The 21940-nt window shown below is 43.4% G+C and carries 6 protein-coding genes, 6 rRNA genes and 2 riboswitches (1 of these 14 cut by a window edge); all 12 genes read right to left on the bottom strand.

Annotated elements, in window-relative coordinates; genetic code table 11:
• A protein-coding gene (locus QUF99_RS05045) for an efflux RND transporter permease subunit (RefSeq protein ID WP_289368876.1) crosses the window boundary here: on the bottom strand, window positions 1–2031 show its 5' portion. The gene continues 999 nt to the left of window position 1, outside the view; 2031 of the gene's 3030 nt are visible here — the first part of the coding sequence; the start codon lies at window positions 2029–2031; its stop codon lies off the left edge, out of view.
• Window positions 2032–2988: 957 nt separating this feature from the next.
• Window positions 2989–3104: ribosomal RNA gene (gene rrf, locus QUF99_RS05040) — 5S ribosomal RNA — on the bottom strand.
• Between the two features lie 49 nt (window positions 3105–3153).
• Window positions 3154–6075: ribosomal RNA gene (locus tag QUF99_RS05035) — 23S ribosomal RNA — on the bottom strand.
• A gap of 144 nt (window positions 6076–6219) precedes the next feature.
• Window positions 6220–7771 (bottom strand): 16S ribosomal RNA (locus QUF99_RS05030).
• Together the 16S, 23S and 5S rRNA genes form the textbook arrangement of a ribosomal RNA operon.
• Window positions 7772–8766: 995 nt before the next feature.
• Entirely contained in the window at window positions 8767–9672 is a 906-nt protein-coding gene (locus tag QUF99_RS05025; RefSeq protein ID WP_289368875.1) for a DMT family transporter, read from the bottom strand.
• Between the two features lie 622 nt (window positions 9673–10294).
• A 5S ribosomal RNA gene (gene rrf / locus QUF99_RS05020) occupies window positions 10295–10410 on the bottom strand.
• A 49-nt stretch (window positions 10411–10459) separates the two neighbouring features.
• A 23S ribosomal RNA gene (locus QUF99_RS05015) occupies window positions 10460–13381 on the bottom strand.
• Window positions 13382–13523: 142 nt separating this feature from the next.
• A 16S ribosomal RNA gene (locus QUF99_RS05010) occupies window positions 13524–15075 on the bottom strand.
• A gap of 294 nt (window positions 15076–15369) precedes the next feature.
• Window positions 15370–16884: a sensor histidine kinase gene (locus QUF99_RS05005; protein ID WP_289368874.1), complete on the bottom strand. Its 1515-nt coding sequence runs from the start codon at window positions 16882–16884 to the stop codon at window positions 15370–15372.
• Window positions 16868–17569 (bottom strand): response regulator transcription factor, encoded by a 702-nt coding sequence (locus QUF99_RS05000; protein ID WP_289368873.1) that lies wholly within the window; start codon window positions 17567–17569, stop codon window positions 16868–16870. The genes QUF99_RS05005 and QUF99_RS05000 overlap by 17 nt, the downstream gene beginning before the upstream one ends.
• Window positions 17570–17713: 144 nt before the next feature.
• Window positions 17714–19039 carry an NCS2 family permease gene (locus QUF99_RS04995; protein WP_289368872.1) on the bottom strand — a complete coding sequence of 442 codons (1326 nt, stop codon included), beginning with the start codon at window positions 19037–19039 and terminating at the stop codon, window positions 17714–17716.
• A gap of 131 nt (window positions 19040–19170) precedes the next feature.
• Window positions 19171–19273: riboswitch (purine riboswitch) on the bottom strand.
• Between the two features lie 163 nt (window positions 19274–19436).
• Window positions 19437–20975, bottom strand: coding sequence for a glutamine-hydrolyzing GMP synthase (guaA, locus tag QUF99_RS04990; protein WP_483298589.1), 1539 nt, complete (start codon window positions 20973–20975; stop codon window positions 19437–19439).
• A 160-nt stretch (window positions 20976–21135) separates the two neighbouring features.
• Window positions 21136–21237, bottom strand: a riboswitch (purine riboswitch).
• Window positions 21238–21940: the final 703 nt, after the last annotated feature.

Here is a 21940-nt window from a genome sequence, read left to right as displayed (position 1 = left end):
TTTTACGTTGGACAAGCCTTTTATATCCTTTACCTTCTCTACAATCTTATTACCGGCATTCTCCAAATCTTTGGCACTTCCACCTTCCACGATAAGAACAAATTGTCCTCCTCCTGTTATACCGATCGGCGCCAGAGCCGTTTCAATGCCCGCTCCCAGGTTCTTCATCTTTTCTTTTACGCCTTTTTCAAAAGTCGTTATTTCTTCTTTTGTCATGTTATCCTTCAGATCAATAGATAAACGAATTCTTTCTCCTGAAACGATTGTTTGATAACTTTTCACACTAACTTGCTTACTAAGAATACTTTCCATATCCTTCGCCGCACCGTTAGCTTTGTCAAGTGATGTTCCAACAGGCAAGTCTGCCGTTAAACTGTATGAAGCCGCCTTCTCTTCTGGCAAAAAGTTTTTCGGAATCATCGGCACAAGCGCTAAAGATGAAGCAAATACGACGAAAGCAAGAAGAAGCGTAATCGTCTTTTTCTGCATCGTCCAGCTAAGCACACGCTGATATGTTCTCTGCAACATCGTTTCTTTCGGCTCCTTATGCTTCAAACGCAATAAGAAAAATTTAGCAAGCAGCGGTACAACCGTTAACGAAACCAGTAGCGAGAACGCAAGTGCGACAATAACTGTAATCCCGAACGGAGCGAAGAACTTCCCAATGATTCCTGGCACGAACGAAAGCGGACCAAATACCGCCATAGTCGTAATTGTCGAAGATGTAACTGCGCCGCCGACTTCCTTGGCAGCCGCAAGCACCATGCTTTCATCACGTTTTTTACTGCTTAACGTTCTACGGTAAATGTTTTCAATTACTACGATGGAATCATCAATTACCCGGCCGACTGCTACCGCAATACCCGCAAGCGTCATCATATTTAAACTGTATTGTAAATACTTCATTGTAATCATTGCCGCCAAAACAGAAAGCGGAATCGATAGCACCGCCACAATCGTAGCTCTCACATTACGTAAGAATACAAATGTCACGATGACAGCAAACAACGTTCCAAGCAATACTTCCTTGAGCATGCTGTTAACCGATTTTTCCACCTGCTTTGAACTGTCATACAGCTTTGTCAACTTATACCCCTCTGGTAGTTGCAAATCAGACAACTTTTGGTTAATTTGCTTTACAACCTCCACCGCATTCGCTCCTGGCTGCGCTTTGACCGATACAAGAACAGCGGGTGTATCTTTTAATCTTGTATATACAGTTTCTGTCTTACTCTCATACTCCACAGTTGCCACATCTGACAGTTTAACGGTTTGCACTCCCCCAGCACCTGGTACTGCCATTTCCATGTTTTTCACGTCAATAAGTGATTTAAGTTTGTAGTCAGCTTGAACATTTAACGTTTTTTCATTTATATTCACCTGACCTGCTGGAAAAGAAAAGTTGTGAGCTATAAGCGCCTGCTTCACTACATCATAAGTAATGTTTTTTTCTTTCATTTTTTCAGCATCAAGGTTAATTGACAATTGCTTTTCCGTTTCGCCGGACACATCCATTTTGCCGATATTTTCAACAGTAGACAAAGTCGGTTTAATCCGCTCGTTCACATATTGTGAAATGTCAGCTTGCTTAGCATTGTCTGAAGAAAGAGCAAAAGTCAGTACTGGCATCTGTGAAGGCCCGTCTTTCATAATGACAGGTTTCCCTGTCCCCTCTGGTAATTTTAGAGACGCAACAGCACTCGTCACATCTTTTTCCGCCTCATCCATTTTTCGGTCCATATCAAATCCCAAAATGGCAACTACCATGTCGCTGTGGGATTCAATATATAAATTATCAAGTTTTTGAACACTAGAAAGCGCAGTTTCTAGCGGTTTTCCTATATCCTCTACTCCTTGATCCGGTGTGGCACCCATATAAGGGACTTGCACAACCATATATGGAATATCAACGTTTGGCATCTCCTCCATTTCCATCGTTTTAATAGAATACAATCCCCCAACAACAATAAAAATCATCGTGAGAAAAACAACACCTACATTTTTTAAGGAAAAGCGAATCCAAGACCCCATCTTCATTCCCCCTGTTCCCCTGTGCTTTTTTATCAAGCAAAATAATCTTACCTATACAATTTCATACAAGCTGTACTGTACTCTTCTCCCTCCTACATACTCTTCATTCTTTTCTAATTGTAAATTTTATCCTCTTACTCAACATCAACCGCATGATGGATTCTAAGCTCAGACCTAAGACCTATATCCAATCTCACAGCGCTAAGTATATAGAGAACCTGTTCTACATGGTAATGCAAAAAGTCATGTTCTAAACATGACAAAAAGGACTGTATACCTCACAGTCCTTTCAGTTTTCCATTTATAATTATCATACAATCAAATCGGCTCTTCAAATCAGTTATATATGCCCCTTCACCCTCCTTTCTTAATCCCATTACTATTTTTTACCTTTAAAAGAAACAAATAAGCAATAATGATGGTACTCCTGCAAATACTTTCTTTGCATACACGCCTACAAATCTGTGAGATACAGTAGATAAAATAGATATATAAATACAAATTAAAAAACCGACATAAACCTCTTCTTTTTAGGCGGGAAAGAGCATCCGACCATGCATAGAAGCGGTCAGATCCTTTTCCTGCCCCAGACACAGTGAAAACAAAGAGAGAAAACGAGTGCAGGTCACCTTTTGTTATCCATAGCTGCGGCTATATGTCGAAAAATCAAAATGGATTTATATAGTAAAACTACATGGTAGAGAGCGAATAAAAATGTTTGAAAAATCTTTAATGCATGTCATGCATTATAAAGTGAAACTTTGATCAGTGGGGCTTTTACGAGCAGTTTATCTCCCACCTAACTTCTTTGCTTTTTGCTGAACTCTGAAGCGGGGGTATTACCGCCCGCAGATAGCGGGATAAAAGTAAAAAACGCTAAACAATGCATTCCACCATTTTCTACTTTTCTCTTTAAAAACACAAAAAAGACGAGTCATTATGACTCGTCTACAGGTTGCTTGGCGACGTCCTACTCTCACAGGGACAAGGTCCCAACTACCATCGGCGCTAGAGAGCTTAACTTCCGTGTTCGGTATGGGAACGGGTGTGACCTCTCTGCCATCATCACCAAACTATGAAGGCATATTCCTTCAAAACTAGATAACATTGCTTCATATTTATATGGTTAAGTCCTCGATCTATTAGTATTCGTCAGCTCCACATGTCACCATGCTTCCACCTCGAACCTATCAACCTGATCATCTTTCAGGGATCTTACTAGCTTACGCTATGGGAAATCTCATCTTGAGGGGGGCTTCATGCTTAGATGCTTTCAGCACTTATCCCTTCCGCACATAGCTACCCAGCTATGCCCTTGGCAGAACAACTGGTACACCAGCGGTGCGTCCATCCCGGTCCTCTCGTACTAAGGACAGCTCCTCTCAAATTTCCTGCGCCCACGACGGATAGGGACCGAACTGTCTCACGACGTTCTGAACCCAGCTCGCGTACCGCTTTAATGGGCGAACAGCCCAACCCTTGGGACCGACTACAGCCCCAGGATGCGATGAGCCGACATCGAGGTGCCAAACCTCCCCGTCGATGTGGACTCTTGGGGGAGATAAGCCTGTTATCCCCGGGGTAGCTTTTATCCGTTGAGCGATGGCCCTTCCATGCGGAACCACCGGATCACTAAGCCCGACTTTCGTCCCTGCTCGACTTGTAGGTCTCGCAGTCAAGCTCCCTTATGCCTTTGCACTCTACGAATGATTTCCAACCATTCTGAGGGAACCTTTGGGCGCCTCCGTTACACTTTAGGAGGCGACCGCCCCAGTCAAACTGCCCACCTGACACTGTCTCCCGGGTCGATGAGACCCGTAGGTTAGAATTTCAATACAGTCAGGGCGGTATCCCACCAGCGCCTCCACCGAAGCTAGCGCTCCGGTTTCAATGGCTCCCGCCTATCCTGTACAAACTGTACCAAAATTCAATATCAGGCTACAGTAAAGCTCCACGGGGTCTTTCCGTCCTGTCGCGGGTAACCTGCATCTTCACAGGTACTATAATTTCACCGAGTCTCTGGTTGAGACAGTGCCCAAATCGTTACACCTTTCGTGCGGGTCGGAACTTACCCGACAAGGAATTTCGCTACCTTAGGACCGTTATAGTTACGGCCGCCGTTTACTGGGGCTTCAGTTCAGAGCTTCGCTTGCGCTAACCCCTCTCCTTAACCTTCCAGCACCGGGCAGGTGTCAGCCCCTATACTTCGCCTTACGGCTTCGCAGAGACCTGTGTTTTTGCTAAACAGTCGCTTGGGCCTATTCACTGCGGCTTTCCGTTAAGAAAGCACCCCTTCTCCCGAAGTTACGGGGTCATTTTGCCGAGTTCCTTAACCAGAGTTCTCTCGCACACCTTAGGATTCTCTCCTCGCCTACCTGTGTCGGTTTGCGGTACAGGCACCTTTTATCTCGCTAGAAGCTTTTCTTGGCAGCGGGGAATCAAAGACTTCGCTCCATAAGGAGCTTCCCCATCACAGCTCAGCCTTCACGATAAGCGGATTTGCCTACTTATCAGCCTAACTGCTTGGACGTGCACAACCAATCGCACGCTTCTTCTATCCTTCTGCGTCCCTCCATTGCTCAAACGATAAAGAGGTGGTACAGGAATATCAACCTGTTGTCCATCGCCTACGCCTGTCGGCCTCGGCTTAGGTCCTGACTAACCCTGAGCGGACGAGCCTTCCTCAGGAAACCTTAGGCATTCGGTGGACGGGATTCTCACCCGTCTTTCGCTACTCATACCGGCATTCTCACTTCTAAGCGCTCCACCAGTCCTTACGGTCTGACTTCACTGCCCTTAGAACGCTCCCCTACCACTGATACCATAGGTATCAATCCGCAGCTTCGGTGGTGTATTTAGCCCCGGTACATTTTCGGCGCAGAGTCACTCGACTAGTGAGCTATTACGCACTCTTTAAATGGTGGCTGCTTCTAAGCCAACATCCTAGTTGTCTAAGCAACTCCACATCCTTTTCCACTTAATACACACTTTGGGACCTTAGCTGGCGGTCTGGGCTGTTTCCCTTTTGACTACGGATCTTATCACTCGCAGTCTGACTCCTAAGGATAAGTCATTGGCATTCGGAGTTTGACTGAATTCGGTAATCCGATGAGGACCCCTAGTTCAATCAGTGCTCTACCTCCAAGACTCTTACACTTAAGGCTAGCCCTAAAGCTATTTCGGGGAGAACCAGCTATCTCCAGGTTCGATTGGAATTTCTCCGCTACCCACACCTCATCCCCGCACTTTTCAACGTGCGTGGGTTCGGGCCTCCATTCAGTGTTACCTGAACTTCACCCTGGACATGGGTAGATCACCTGGTTTCGGGTCTACGACCACGTACTAAACGCCCTATTCAGACTCGCTTTCGCTACGGCTCCGCCTCTTCAGCTTAACCTCGCACGGGATCGTAACTCGCCGGTTCATTCTACAAAAGGCACGCCATCACCCATTAACGGGCTCTGACTATTTGTAGGCACACGGTTTCAGGATCTCTTTCACTCCCCTTCCGGGGTGCTTTTCACCTTTCCCTCACGGTACTGGTTCACTATCGATCACTAGGGAGTATTTAGCCTTGGGAGATGGTCCTCCCAGATTCCGACGGAATTTCACGTGTTCCGCCGTACTCAGGATACATTCAAGAGGGAACGAAGTTTCGACTACAGGGTTGTTACCTTCTATGACGAGCCTTTCCAGGCTGCTTCGTCTACCCCGTTCCTTTGTAACTCCGTATAGAATGTCCTACAACCCCAAGAGGCAAGCCTCTTGGTTTGGGCTAGATTCCGTTTCGCTCGCCGCTACTCAGGAAATCGCATTTGCTTTCTCTTCCTCCAGGTACTTAGATGTTTCAGTTCCCTGGGTCTGTCTTCCATACCCTATGTATTCAGGTAAGGATACCATACCATTACGTATAGTGGGTTTCCCCATTCGGAAATCTTCGGATCAAAGCTTACTTACAGCTCCCCGAAGCATATCGGCGTTAGTCCCGTCCTTCATCGACTCCTAGTGTCAAGGCATCCACCGTGCGCCCTTTCTAACTTAACCAAAATTAATTCAAAAAAAATATGAGCTACACTGTTATCTAGTTTTCAAAGAACATACATTTCGAGAGATTTAGTTCTCTCAAAACTGAACGAAACGAAACAAGTCAACGTATATTGATGAACTGCGTTCATCAATTCTCCATAGAAAGGAGGTGATCCAGCCGCACCTTCCGATACGGCTACCTTGTTACGACTTCACCCCAATCATCTGTCCCACCTTAGGCGGCTGGCTCCATAAAGGTTACCCCACCGACTTCGGGTGTTACAAACTCTCGTGGTGTGACGGGCGGTGTGTACAAGGCCCGGGAACGTATTCACCGCGGCATGCTGATCCGCGATTACTAGCGATTCCAGCTTCATGTAGGCGAGTTGCAGCCTACAATCCGAACTGAGAACGGTTTTATGAGATTAGCTCCACCTCGCGGTCTTGCAGCTCTTTGTACCGTCCATTGTAGCACGTGTGTAGCCCAGGTCATAAGGGGCATGATGATTTGACGTCATCCCCACCTTCCTCCGGTTTGTCACCGGCAGTCACCTTAGAGTGCCCAACTAAATGCTGGCAACTAAGATCAAGGGTTGCGCTCGTTGCGGGACTTAACCCAACATCTCACGACACGAGCTGACGACAACCATGCACCACCTGTCACTTTGCCCCCGAAGGGGAAGCCCTATCTCTAGGGTTTTCAAAGGATGTCAAGACCTGGTAAGGTTCTTCGCGTTGCTTCGAATTAAACCACATGCTCCACCGCTTGTGCGGGCCCCCGTCAATTCCTTTGAGTTTCAGCCTTGCGGCCGTACTCCCCAGGCGGAGTGCTTAATGCGTTAACTTCAGCACTAAAGGGCGGAAACCCTCTAACACTTAGCACTCATCGTTTACGGCGTGGACTACCAGGGTATCTAATCCTGTTTGCTCCCCACGCTTTCGCGCCTCAGTGTCAGTTACAGACCAGAAAGTCGCCTTCGCCACTGGTGTTCCTCCATATCTCTACGCATTTCACCGCTACACATGGAATTCCACTTTCCTCTTCTGCACTCAAGTCTCCCAGTTTCCAATGACCCTCCACGGTTGAGCCGTGGGCTTTCACATCAGACTTAAGAAACCACCTGCGCGCGCTTTACGCCCAATAATTCCGGATAACGCTTGCCACCTACGTATTACCGCGGCTGCTGGCACGTAGTTAGCCGTGGCTTTCTGGTTAGGTACCGTCAAGGTGCCAGCTTATTCAACTAGCACTTGTTCTTCCCTAACAACAGAGTTTTACGACCCGAAAGCCTTCATCACTCACGCGGCGTTGCTCCGTCAGACTTTCGTCCATTGCGGAAGATTCCCTACTGCTGCCTCCCGTAGGAGTCTGGGCCGTGTCTCAGTCCCAGTGTGGCCGATCACCCTCTCAGGTCGGCTACGCATCGTTGCCTTGGTGAGCCGTTACCTCACCAACTAGCTAATGCGACGCAGGTCCATCTACAAGTGACAGCCGAAGCCGCCTTTCAATTTCGCACCATGCAGTGCAAAATGTTATCCGGTATTAGCCCCGGTTTCCCGGAGTTATCCCAGTCTTGTAGGCAGGTTACCCACGTGTTACTCACCCGTCCGCCGCTAACTTCATAAGAGCAAGCTCTTAATCCATTCGCTCGACTTGCATGTATTAGGCACGCCGCCAGCGTTCATCCTGAGCCAGGATCAAACTCTCCAATAAAGTTAGTTTGTCTAGCATCATAAAAATAAAAATTGACGTTGCACGTTGTTTGTTTCGTTCAGTTTTCAAAGAACTTGTTTGCCGCTCATTTGCGACTCCCTTATGTTAACATTTTCATGTTTCAATGTCAACTAAGTTTTTTATTTTGTTTACCGCTTTCTGCTTTGTTGCATCAGCGACTCGTATAATATTACACTCCTATCTAATAATAGTCAATACCTTTTTTTATTATTTTTATCCTGCAAAACCAATCATCGCAATGAACATTTTCATCACTTAGCCAGTTCATTGATATCATCTTCAATAGGTAAGTACACCTTAGTCTAACTACCACTTAGTCACTTAATTTCATTCATCTATTTTCCTTTAGTTCCACTTAAAACATATTCACAGCAACTACACTTCATAGGAAATAACGGTTCAATTTCCCATTATAAATTCTGTTCGCAAAATCACATATGCTCAGTTGTCGATATATGATTTTTGTGAACAAGCATTCTTTTCTATACACAAACAAAAATCATCCTTGCCACAAGTTATATATCAAACTTACCTAACCTATTAAGTTAGATCCCAACATAGGTTACACACAGACTCTTTTATTATATAAATCCATTTTGATTTTTCGACATATAACCGCGGCTATAGATAACAAAAGGTGACCTGCACTCGTTTTCTCTCTTTGTTTTCACTTAGCATGGGACAGGAAAAGGATCTGACCGCTTCTATACATGGCCGGATGCTCTCTTCCATCTAAAAGAAAGGGTTTATGTCCGTTTTTTAATTTGTATTTATATAGCAGGATGCAGAACTACCTATCTAAAAAACTTTCATAATGATGTTGTAACAATACACTTTTAAAAGCACCACTGAATTCCCTTACAATATCATGGCATCTCCAATTTCCATCAGGAAAGATTCATTACTATTTCATATAAAAAATAAAAAAGACAAATGAATTGTCTTTTTACTTCTAATCCGTATAGCTATCTATTCTATATTTTCTTCAATTTCACTAACGCTTTTAACTTTTCACGATCCGCCCATAATACACCGAACAAAACAAGACTTCCTCCTATTATAACTCTCCACGTTAACGATTCCTTTAACAAAAAGATCGAAGTAACGATACTCACTAACGGAAGCGCATTTAAATACAGTCCGCTTATTGATGCAGACACTTCTTTCAGAGCCTTATTCCATAACCAATACGCAAGAATCGTCGCACCAATTACAAGATAAATAAAGCTCAGTCCGTTTTTCCAAGTATCTACTCTAGGTAAACCATAATACGAAACTTCCATAGCAGCAAAAGGTAATAGAATAATTGCCCCAACTAGCAATGTTAATGCTGTAAATACCTCATTCGATAGATTCTTTTCTTGTTTTGGTCGTTTTAATAGTATCGTATAAACAGCAAATAAAAACGTGCTAGCTAATATAAGTAGGTCTCCTATTAAGGAAGCTGTTTGATTATCATGATTAGATGGGATCGTAATACATACCACACCGATAAAACCTAATATAATTCCAATCCAATAGTTTATTTGGATCTTTTCTTTTAGAAAAAGTGCTGAAAAAACAATCGTAACTAATGGTAACGCAGCATCAATGATACTAACATGCAATCCACTGGTTAAAGCTATGCCATACGATGTAAACATAAAATATCCTGCGACACCAGTAAAAGATAGTAAGCTGATTCTTTTCCATGGAATGGCTTTACATACAATACTTTGACGCAATTCAGTAAAAGAAAAAAATACACATATTCCCCCTGCAAAACATAGACGCAGAAACAGTAATGTAAAGGGATGAATTGACTCTAACGCCCATTTTGTCGGAGCAATTGCTGTACCCCATAATACAATCGCTGTTAATAACATAAATTTTGCTTTCATAATCCCCTTATCCCACACCCATTCTAAAATATGGCATCTCTTTTTTGTATCATATCATATTTAACAGTACTCCAACATTCATTCCCTCAAGCACGTGCAGGGCATAGCCCAGGTGATAGGGAGGGGATGAATGTTGTTCTTGTATAGCACGAGGTTTCTATTTCCTTTTTATCCCGCATTAACGTGCAGAAATCCCCACCACCTCAAAATTCAGCAAAAAGCAAAGAAGTTAGTTGGGCGATAAACTGCCCATAAAAGCCCTCAAAGAGATAGTACGCTATTTTTAGTGGCGAAAGACAAGTTGCACCTTCCTCTATTAACACGAGTTATTGGGATGAATAAAGTTATATCTATATATATCTATTTCGGTTTTTCGACATATAGCTGCGGCTATGGATAACAAAAGGTGACCTGCACTCGTTTTCTCTCTTTGTTTTCACTATGTCTGGGCAGGAATAAGATCTGACCGCTTCTATGCATGGCCGGATGCTCTCTCCCACCTAAAAAGAAGGGTTTTATGTCGGTTTTTTAATTTGTATTTATATAATATTTCCTTTTCTCTTGTTTTTTATATTTTTTAAAAACACAAAAAAGACGAGTCATTATGACTCGTCTACAGGTTGCTTGGCGACGTCCTACTCTCACAGGGACAAGGTCCCAACTACCATCGGCGCTAGAGAGCTTAACTTCCGTGTTCGGTATGGGAACGGGTGTGACCTCTCTGCCATCATCACCAAACTATGAAGGCATATTCCTTCAAAACTAGATAACATTGCTTCATATTTATATGGTTAAGTCCTCGATCTATTAGTATTCGTCAGCTCCACATGTCACCATGCTTCCACCTCGAACCTATCAACCTGATCATCTTTCAGGGATCTTACTAGCTTACGCTATGGGAAATCTCATCTTGAGGGGGGCTTCATGCTTAGATGCTTTCAGCACTTATCCCTTCCGCACATAGCTACCCAGCTATGCCCTTGGCAGAACAACTGGTACACCAGCGGTGCGTCCATCCCGGTCCTCTCGTACTAAGGACAGCTCCTCTCAAATTTCCTGCGCCCACGACGGATAGGGACCGAACTGTCTCACGACGTTCTGAACCCAGCTCGCGTACCGCTTTAATGGGCGAACAGCCCAACCCTTGGGACCGACTACAGCCCCAGGATGCGATGAGCCGACATCGAGGTGCCAAACCTCCCCGTCGATGTGGACTCTTGGGGGAGATAAGCCTGTTATCCCCGGGGTAGCTTTTATCCGTTGAGCGATGGCCCTTCCATGCGGAACCACCGGATCACTAAGCCCGACTTTCGTCCCTGCTCGACTTGTAGGTCTCGCAGTCAAGCTCCCTTATGCCTTTGCACTCTACGAATGATTTCCAACCATTCTGAGGGAACCTTTGGGCGCCTCCGTTACACTTTAGGAGGCGACCGCCCCAGTCAAACTGCCCACCTGACACTGTCTCCCGGGTCGATGAGACCCGTAGGTTAGAATTTCAATACAGTCAGGGCGGTATCCCACCAGCGCCTCCACCGAAGCTAGCGCTCCGGTTTCAATGGCTCCCGCCTATCCTGTACAAACTGTACCAAAATTCAATATCAGGCTACAGTAAAGCTCCACGGGGTCTTTCCGTCCTGTCGCGGGTAACCTGCATCTTCACAGGTACTATAATTTCACCGAGTCTCTGGTTGAGACAGTGCCCAAATCGTTACACCTTTCGTGCGGGTCGGAACTTACCCGACAAGGAATTTCGCTACCTTAGGACCGTTATAGTTACGGCCGCCGTTTACTGGGGCTTCAGTTCAGAGCTTCGCTTGCGCTAACCCCTCTCCTTAACCTTCCAGCACCGGGCAGGTGTCAGCCCCTATACTTCGCCTTACGGCTTCGCAGAGACCTGTGTTTTTGCTAAACAGTCGCTTGGGCCTATTCACTGCGGCTTTCCGTTAAGAAAGCACCCCTTCTCCCGAAGTTACGGGGTCATTTTGCCGAGTTCCTTAACCAGAGTTCTCTCGCACACCTTAGGATTCTCTCCTCGCCTACCTGTGTCGGTTTGCGGTACAGGCACCTTTTATCTCGCTAGAAGCTTTTCTTGGCAGCGGGGAATCAAAGACTTCGCTCCATAAGGAGCTTCCCCATCACAGCTCAGCCTTCACGATAAGCGGATTTGCCTACTTATCAGCCTAACTGCTTGGACGTGCACAACCAATCGCACGCTTCTTCTATCCTTCTGCGTCCCTCCATTGCTCAAACGATAAAGAGGTGGTACAGGAATATCAACCTGTTGTCCATCGCCTACGCCTGTCGGCCTCGGCTTAGGTCCTGACTAACCCTGAGCGGACGAGCCTTCCTCAGGAAACCTTAGGCATTCGGTGGACGGGATTCTCACCCGTCTTTCGCTACTCATACCGGCATTCTCACTTCTAAGCGCTCCACCAGTCCTTACGGTCTGACTTCACTGCCCTTAGAACGCTCCCCTACCACTGATACCATAGGTATCAATCCGCAGCTTCGGTGGTGTATTTAGCCCCGGTACATTTTCGGCGCAGAGTCACTCGACTAGTGAGCTATTACGCACTCTTTAAATGGTGGCTGCTTCTAAGCCAACATCCTAGTTGTCTAAGCAACTCCACATCCTTTTCCACTTAATACACACTTTGGGACCTTAGCTGGCGGTCTGGGCTGTTTCCCTTTTGACTACGGATCTTATCACTCGCAGTCTGACTCCTAAGGATAAGTCATTGGCATTCGGAGTTTGACTGAATTCGGTAATCCGATGAGGACCCCTAGTTCAATCAGTGCTCTACCTCCAAGACTCTTACACTTAAGGCTAGCCCTAAAGCTATTTCGGGGAGAACCAGCTATCTCCAGGTTCGATTGGAATTTCTCCGCTACCCACACCTCATCCCCGCACTTTTCAACGTGCGTGGGTTCGGGCCTCCATTCAGTGTTACCTGAACTTCACCCTGGACATGGGTAGATCACCTGGTTTCGGGTCTACGACCACGTACTAAACGCCCTATTCAGACTCGCTTTCGCTACGGCTCCGCCTCTTCAGCTTAACCTCGCACGGGATCGTAACTCGCCGGTTCATTCTACAAAAGGCACGCCATCACCCATTAACGGGCTCTGACTATTTGTAGGCACACGGTTTCAGGATCTCTTTCACTCCCCTTCCGGGGTGCTTTTCACCTTTCCCTCACGGTACTGGTTCACTATCGATCACTAGGGAGTATTTAGCCTTGGGAGATGGTCCTCCCAGATTCCGACGGAATTTCACGTGTTCCGCCGTACTCAGGATACATTCAAGAGGGAACGAAGTTTCGACTACAGGGTTGTTACCTTCTATGACGAGCCTTTCCAGGCTGCTTCGTCTACCCCGTTCCTTTGTAACTCCGTATAGAATGTCCTACAACCCCAAGAGGCAAGCCTCTTGGTTTGGGCTAGATTCCGTTTCGCTCGCCGCTACTCAGGAAATCGCATTTGCTTTCTCTTCCTCCAGGTACTTAGATGTTTCAGTTCCCTGGGTCTGTCTTCCATACCCTATGTATTCAGGTAAGGATACCATACCATTACGTATAGTGGGTTTCCCCATTCGGAAATCTTCGGATCAAAGCTTACTTACAGCTCCCCGAAGCATATCGGCGTTAGTCCCGTCCTTCATCGACTCCTAGTGTCAAGGCATCCACCGTGCGCCCTTTCTAACTTAACCAAAATTAATTAAAAAAATATGAGCTACACTGTTATCTAGTTTTCAAAGAACATACATTTCGAGAGATTTAGTTCTCTCAAAACTGAACGAAACGAAACAAGTCAACGTATATTGATGAACTGCGTTCATCAATTCTCCATAGAAAGGAGGTGATCCAGCCGCACCTTCCGATACGGCTACCTTGTTACGACTTCACCCCAATCATCTGTCCCACCTTAGGCGGCTGGCTCCATAAAGGTTACCCCACCGACTTCGGGTGTTACAAACTCTCGTGGTGTGACGGGCGGTGTGTACAAGGCCCGGGAACGTATTCACCGCGGCATGCTGATCCGCGATTACTAGCGATTCCAGCTTCATGTAGGCGAGTTGCAGCCTACAATCCGAACTGAGAACGGTTTTATGAGATTAGCTCCACCTCGCGGTCTTGCAGCTCTTTGTACCGTCCATTGTAGCACGTGTGTAGCCCAGGTCATAAGGGGCATGATGATTTGACGTCATCCCCACCTTCCTCCGGTTTGTCACCGGCAGTCACCTTAGAGTGCCCAACTAAATGCTGGCAACTAAGATCAAGGGTTGCGCTCGTTGCGGGACTTAACCCAACATCTCACGACACGAGCTGACGACAACCATGCACCACCTGTCACTTTGCCCCCGAAGGGGAAGCCCTATCTCTAGGGTTTTCAAAGGATGTCAAGACCTGGTAAGGTTCTTCGCGTTGCTTCGAATTAAACCACATGCTCCACCGCTTGTGCGGGCCCCCGTCAATTCCTTTGAGTTTCAGCCTTGCGGCCGTACTCCCCAGGCGGAGTGCTTAATGCGTTAACTTCAGCACTAAAGGGCGGAAACCCTCTAACACTTAGCACTCATCGTTTACGGCGTGGACTACCAGGGTATCTAATCCTGTTTGCTCCCCACGCTTTCGCGCCTCAGTGTCAGTTACAGACCAGAAAGTCGCCTTCGCCACTGGTGTTCCTCCATATCTCTACGCATTTCACCGCTACACATGGAATTCCACTTTCCTCTTCTGCACTCAAGTCTCCCAGTTTCCAATGACCCTCCACGGTTGAGCCGTGGGCTTTCACATCAGACTTAAGAAACCACCTGCGCGCGCTTTACGCCCAATAATTCCGGATAACGCTTGCCACCTACGTATTACCGCGGCTGCTGGCACGTAGTTAGCCGTGGCTTTCTGGTTAGGTACCGTCAAGGTGCCAGCTTATTCAACTAGCACTTGTTCTTCCCTAACAACAGAGTTTTACGACCCGAAAGCCTTCATCACTCACGCGGCGTTGCTCCGTCAGACTTTCGTCCATTGCGGAAGATTCCCTACTGCTGCCTCCCGTAGGAGTCTGGGCCGTGTCTCAGTCCCAGTGTGGCCGATCACCCTCTCAGGTCGGCTACGCATCGTTGCCTTGGTGAGCCGTTACCTCACCAACTAGCTAATGCGACGCAGGTCCATCTACAAGTGACAGCCGAAGCCGCCTTTCAATTTCGCACCATGCAGTGCAAAATGTTATCCGGTATTAGCCCCGGTTTCCCGGAGTTATCCCAGTCTTGTAGGCAGGTTACCCACGTGTTACTCACCCGTCCGCCGCTAACTTCATAAGAGCAAGCTCTTAATCCATTCGCTCGACTTGCATGTATTAGGCACGCCGCCAGCGTTCATCCTGAGCCAGGATCAAACTCTCCAATAAAGTTAGTTTGTCTAGCATCATAAAAATAAAAATTGACGTTGCACGTTGTTTGTTTCGTTCAGTTTTCAAAGAACTTGTTTGCCGCTCATTTGCGACTTCCTTATGTTAACATTTTCATGTTTCAATGTCAACTAAGTTTTTCATTTCGTTTCTTCGCTTTCTGCTCTGTTGCATCAGCGACTCGTATAATACTACACCTCCTAGTCACAAACGTCAATATGTTTTTCTAAAAAAATATAAAGAAAGACTCACTCTCTATAAGCAAGCCTTTCTTCACTGTGAATTTGCTTCTATTTATTTTTCTTCTATAATTGGTAACGAGACAATAAATTGAACAATCCCATCTTCATATTCTGCTCGAATTTCTCCACCTTGTAACTCAACAATGCTTTTCGCAATCGCAAGACCAAGTCCTGAACCTTCTGTCACTCTACTTCTCGATTGATCCTTTTTATAAAAACGCTCAAATAAATTCTCTAACTCTTCTTTCGTAAACTCTTCACTTTGATTTACAACAGAGATTTGAACGTTACGACGTTGTCTTTGAAGAGAAACCTTAATATCCCCATCATCTTTACTATATTTAATCGCATTCATTAATAGATTTTCAAACACACGGACAATGTTCTCGGAATCTATAACGGCGTATGTACGCTCATCAGGGAACTCTTTCACAAATGAAAGGCCATGTTCTTCTGCTTGAGGTACCAACTCTTCAATTAACTGGTCAAGAAGTTCATTCATACATACCTCTTGCCTTTCTAATACGATATTTTCGTTTGCTAGTTTTGTATACTCAAATAAATCTTCTATTAAGTTCTTCAACTGCTCTGATTTTGAAAAAGCAATTTTCGTATACTCATCATGTTGCTCTTTATTTTCATATTTAGAATCACGGAGCAATCGTAAATATCCCATAATAGAAGTAAGCGGTGTACGCAAATCGTGTGATACATTTGTAATGAGCTCATTTTTCTGCTTTTCTAACTTACGTTCCTTTTCAATATTAATCATAAGCTCTTCTGCCATATTATTAATATTCTCAGTCAATGCAGCGATTTCATCTTCCCCTTTTTTCTCGATACGATACGCTAAATTTCCTTTTTCTATCTCTTTTACCCCTTGAGCCATCGCTTCAATTTGTTTCATCTTTCGTTTTGTTATATAGAAGAAAGAGAAAATAAATACGAGGACACCAATTAAAAATGGAAATGGTCCTTCTACTTTGTAATACACTACCTCTCCTTGAGGAATTCCACTCACAAACATATATAAGTTTTTATCTTCAATTGTAATAGGTGAAAAAGTGATAAATTCTTTTCTTGATCTTTCAATATCATTATTATTATTTGAATAATTGATAGCAAATGATGTCACATTGCGAATTGTATTATGCAAATTAATTTGTTCTTCTTGTGCCTGCTTCGTTTTATACAGAACTTTACCACTTTCATCTGTAATTAATATTTTGAAACCTTCATGCCCTTGTTCTAAGTTTTGATTTTCTGTATCTATCATATTTTGTAAAGCCTCTAACTTATTTTCCGTAACCAGCATTTCTGCTGTACTTTGAGCTTTATAATTAATTTGCTCCATACCTTCCCTATAATCAATTTGGGCATCTCGATTTACATCCTCAAAAACAGGTGCTACTATCTTCGTCGATACAAAAAGCCCTAATAACGCACAAGCAAAAAAAGTAGTAATAAGCTGAATTCGTATACTTCGTCGTACGCTCTTTACTACCTTTTCAATCAATCTTCTAGTTTTCTTATATACATAAGTAAACAGATTAAATATCTTTCTCAATCTTATACCCCACTCCCCATACTGTTTTTATATATCTTGGTTTTCTTGGATTTCCTTCTACCTTCTCACGGATTTTCCGAATATGTACCATAACCGTATTATCTGATTGGAAGGGCTGTTCGTTCCATACTCTTTCATAAATTTGCTCTGCACTAAACACCATACCAGGATTACGGACGAGCAACTCTAGAATAGAAAACTCTCGTGGTGTTAATTTCACCTCTTCATCCGCAACGATTATTTCGTGTGTCGCTACATTCATCTTCATATCTCCAATTTCAATTTCATTCTCGCTTTGTACAACGAACCCATTCATTTTCATATATCGACGCAGCTGCGATTTAATACGAGCTATCAGTTCTAACGGATTAAACGGCTTCGTTACGTAATCATCCGCCCCCGTTGTTAATCCTAAAATTTTATCCATGTCTTGCGTTTTAGCAGACAACATAATAATAGGCATCTCTGCTGCTTCCCTTACTTTCATGCACATATGAATACCATCTACTTTCGGCATCATAATATCTAGTACAACTAAATGCACTTCATTTTTCTCCAATATAGCTAATCCCTCTGCTCCATCCCCTGCTTGCAATACTTCATATCCTTCATTTTTTAAATAGATAGTAATTAAATCCCGTATTTCCTTTTCATCATCTACAACCAATATTGTTTCTCGTCCCACAATATCTCCCCCCAAAACTTCTAGAATCCCTACTCTCTATTATAAAAAAACTTCTGAAGAAAAACGCTGCGAAATCCTTAAGATTTTCTGAAAACGCAAAAAAGGTCTAGACTCCCCTAGTCTAGACCTTTCAAAAAACCCCTTTTATTTCCGAACGTAGATAAAGTAAAGTACGAATAAAACTCCCAGCACGTACATAATTGGATGAATCTCTTTACGACGACCACTTACAAACATTGTAATCGGATAAAAGATAAAGCCAATTGCAATCCCCGTTGCAATACTGTACGTAAGCGGCATTGAAATAATCGTAAAGAATGCCGGTACTGCTATCTCTAATTTCTTCCAATCAATTTCCCCTAGTGATGATACCATCAAAATCCCTACAATAATTAAAGCTGGTGCCGTTACAGCAGGTGTTACGACACTTAGTAACGGTGAAAAGAAAAGTGCTAATAAGAAAAATCCTGCCGTTACGACCGCTGTAAATCCAGAACGTCCTCCCGCTGCTACCCCTGCAGACGATTCAATGTAAGACGTTGTCGTAGATGTACCAAGAATTGCACCGATTACAGTTGCAATTGCATCTGCAAATAACGCTTTTCCTGCACGTGGCAATTTGTTATTTTTCATTAATCCCGCTTGATTCGCAACCGCTACAAGTGTACCAGCTGTATCAAAGAAGTCGATGAAGAAGAACGTTATAATAACAATCCCCATTTGAACAGTGAAAATATCTCCGAAATGGTTTAACGCTACCCCGAACGTTGGTTCTAAGCTCGGAATAGCACCCATAACAGCTTTTGGTGTATCAATCAATCCCGTTGCAACACCAAGAATAGCTGTAAGAATCATCCCGTAAAAAACCGCACCATTTATTTTTTTAAGCATAAAAATGATTGTAATCACTACACCAAAAATCGCAAGTAATGTTGTACCCTTTGTTAAATCTCCCAATCCAACAAGGACTGCATCATTCTTTACAATAATTCCGGCATTTTGAAAACCAAGAAAGGCAATAAACAAACCAATACCAGCTGCTACTGCAAATTTTAACTCTACTGGGATGGCATTAATAATTTTTTCACGAATACCGGAAGCAGTAAGAATAATAAAGATAATACCTGACGTTAATGTTCCGGCAATTGCTGTTTGCCACGGAATCCCCATCGTTAACACTGCTGTATAAGCAAAGAATGCGTTAATTCCCATCCCCGGTGCTAATGCGATTGGATACTTTGCAAAAATCCCCATAATTAGTGATCCAATCGCTGCTGCTAAAGCCGTTGCAACAAATACAGCGCCTGGATCCATTCCTGTTCCTGCCGGTAAGCCCTTAATATTCACAAGTGACAGCGTAGCAGGATTGACAAACAAAATGTATGCCATAGATAAAAAGGTTGTTAGCCCTGCAATGAACTCTGTTTTATAATTTGTGCCAAGCTCATCGAACTGAAAATAGCGTTTCATTCTATGTTTCCTCCGTTATATGAGTACTCGTCGTATTTATTGCTAACTAGCCCCTCTTTTATCCATAAAAATAAAAAAGGCTTCCATTGCATATACATGGAAGCGTCTGTAAACAAAGGCAATTGTCCCTTACCTTTATTAAAACGCCTCGTAGTCAAGCCATTTACGGTAGCTAGGTAGAAACTTTCGGGCCATATCCCCGATATTATACGACGGCTATAATATTCATTTTTTGCATCAATTACATACTCATATTAACTCACCCACATAGATATGTCAATCTAGAAACGAACGTTTTTTCATTAAAACTATTTTTCGTTCGTGTAAATACAAAAAAAGACGATTCACCTACACATGAAAGCATAGGTGAATCGTCTTCTACATTATAAAACCTTCTTTATTCCCACTCAATTGTTGCAGGTGGCTTACTCGTTACATCATACACGATACGGTTAACGTGTTTTACTTCGTTTACGATACGCACTGAGATTTTCTCTAATACGTCCCAAGGGATACGTGCCCAGTCTGCTGTCATACCATCGATAGACGTTACTGCACGAATACCTACTGTGTAATCATACGTACGCTCATCACCCATAACACCTACACTGCGCATACCAGGAAGTGCAGTGAAGTATTGCCAAATTTCACGCTCTAGGCCTGCCTTTAAGATCTCTTCACGTAAAATCGCATCTGATTCACGAACGATTTCTAATTTTTCTTCTGTAATTTCACCTAACACACGAATACCAAGTCCTGGACCTGGGAACGGTTGGCGCCATACGATATCATCTGAAATTCCAAGTTCAGATCCTAATACACGTACTTCATCTTTAAATAATGTGTTTAATGGTTCGATTAACTTGAATTGCATATCTTCTGGAAGTCCACCAACATTATGGTGAGATTTAATTGTTTGTGCAGTTGCTGTACCACTTTCAACGATATCAGTGTACAGTGTACCTTGTGCTAAGAAGTCCATTCCTTGTAACTTGGATGCTTCATCATCAAATACATAGATAAATTCGTTACCGATGATTTTACGTTTTTGTTCTGGATCTTCGACACCTTTTAACTTGCTCATGAAACGCTCTTTTGCATCCACTTTAATAACGTTCATATGGAAGCCTTCGCTAAATGTTTTCATAACACCTTCAGCTTCTCCTTTACGAAGTAAGCCATGATCAACGAAAATACATGTTAACTGATCGCCGATTGCTTTATGAATTAATACAGCTACAACAGAAGAGTCTACACCGCCGCTAAGTGCGCATAATACTTTTTTATCGCCAACTGTTTCACGAATTTTTTCTACTTCTACTTCAATGAAGTTTTCCATATTCCAGCCTTCAGAACAACCACATACACCGAAGACGAAGTTCTTAATTAAATCATTACCATGCTCAGAGTGACGTACCTCTGGATGGAATTGTACACCGTATAAGTTTTGCTCTTTATTACTCATTCCAGCAATCGGACAAGAATCACTTGTTGCGTCTACTACGAAACCTTCTGGTAAACCTGTTACTAAGTCACCATGGCTCATCCATACAACTTGCTCTTCTGGAAGGTTTGCATATAATTTAGATTCGTTTTCTACTTTTAAAACTGCTTTTCCGTATTCACGATGGTCTGCACGTTCTACTTTTCCACCAAAATGTTTTGTCATAAGTTGCATACCGTAGCAAATACCAAAGATCGGTAAGCCTAACTCAAAGATTTTTTCATCACAGTGGAATGCATTTTCACCATACACACTATTCGGTCCACCAGAGAAAATAATCCCTTTTGGATTCATTGCTTTAATTTCTTCTGCAGTAATTGTATGCGGATGAAGTTCACTGTATACACCGAACTCACGAATTCGACGTGCAATTAACTGATTGTACTGACTCCCAAAATCTAAAACGATAATCGTATCGTGCTGTTTTTTCAAAATAATCACCCCAACGTTAGTTCTGTATATAAATATTTTCACCAATTTGGCAAAAAGCATTACCAATATAATAAAAAAAGCCAGTCCTCTGCCCTCAGTCTCATAACAAAGAAAAGGCAGGGGTCTGGCTTTATAAAGGTACAAATTCGCCCTTTATAAATATAAGACGCACTGCCTTCATAGTCAGGTTGTTTACGGTAACCCGGTAGAGACTCTCAAACCATATCATTGAGGATATATGAAGGATTGCTTTATATTATCTTCCTAGATTCTAACAATGAAGTATCAATACGGTCAAGGGAGAAAGCGACAAAATTCTACAGAAATTATTTCCCTCGTACAATGAACCTTCTAACAATCGTTTATTCTTCCCCCTCCCTACTGTTCATATGACATAAGGTGAAACTTTAATCAGTGGAGGTTTTCTTCATCCCCACTGATTATTAGCCCTCATCAATCGGGCTTTTACGGGCAGTTTATCCCCCACCTCACTTCTTTACTTTTTGCTGAACTTTGAGGTGGGGGTATTGCTGCCCGCAAATAGCGGAATTAAAAAAAACATCCACCTCTACATAGAGATGGATGTTTCCTAGACACATGAATTACATCATGCCGCCCATCAAGCAGTATATATAATAGAAGAAAACAGATGCGAAAAAGGCTATTGTATCAATATCCTCAAGCAATTTCATTACTTAAAAATATACAATTCTAAACCCTTTCGGACACTTTTCGGACACTAAATATGAATTCCATATGCTCTTCAAAAACTCGGTAATTCATAACCATCTAAAGTTATTTTAGTGACTTCAATCCCTTCTCTAATTATCATTTACTCACCCTTTCAGCTTGAATATTGATAGGTTCGCTTTGAGGTATGTTAATACCTTTACTTCATATGTTAGCTAAATCATATATAAAATAACTTAATGGACATGTTCTATTTTGACCGTGAATTTATGGGA

This window comes from Bacillus sp. DX4.1 (assembly GCF_030348195.1).
Lineage (GTDB): Bacteria > Bacillota > Bacilli > Bacillales > Bacillaceae_G > Bacillus_A.
The sequence above is the reverse complement of the archived record's forward strand: the minus strand, read 5'-3'. Positions and strand labels throughout refer to the sequence as shown.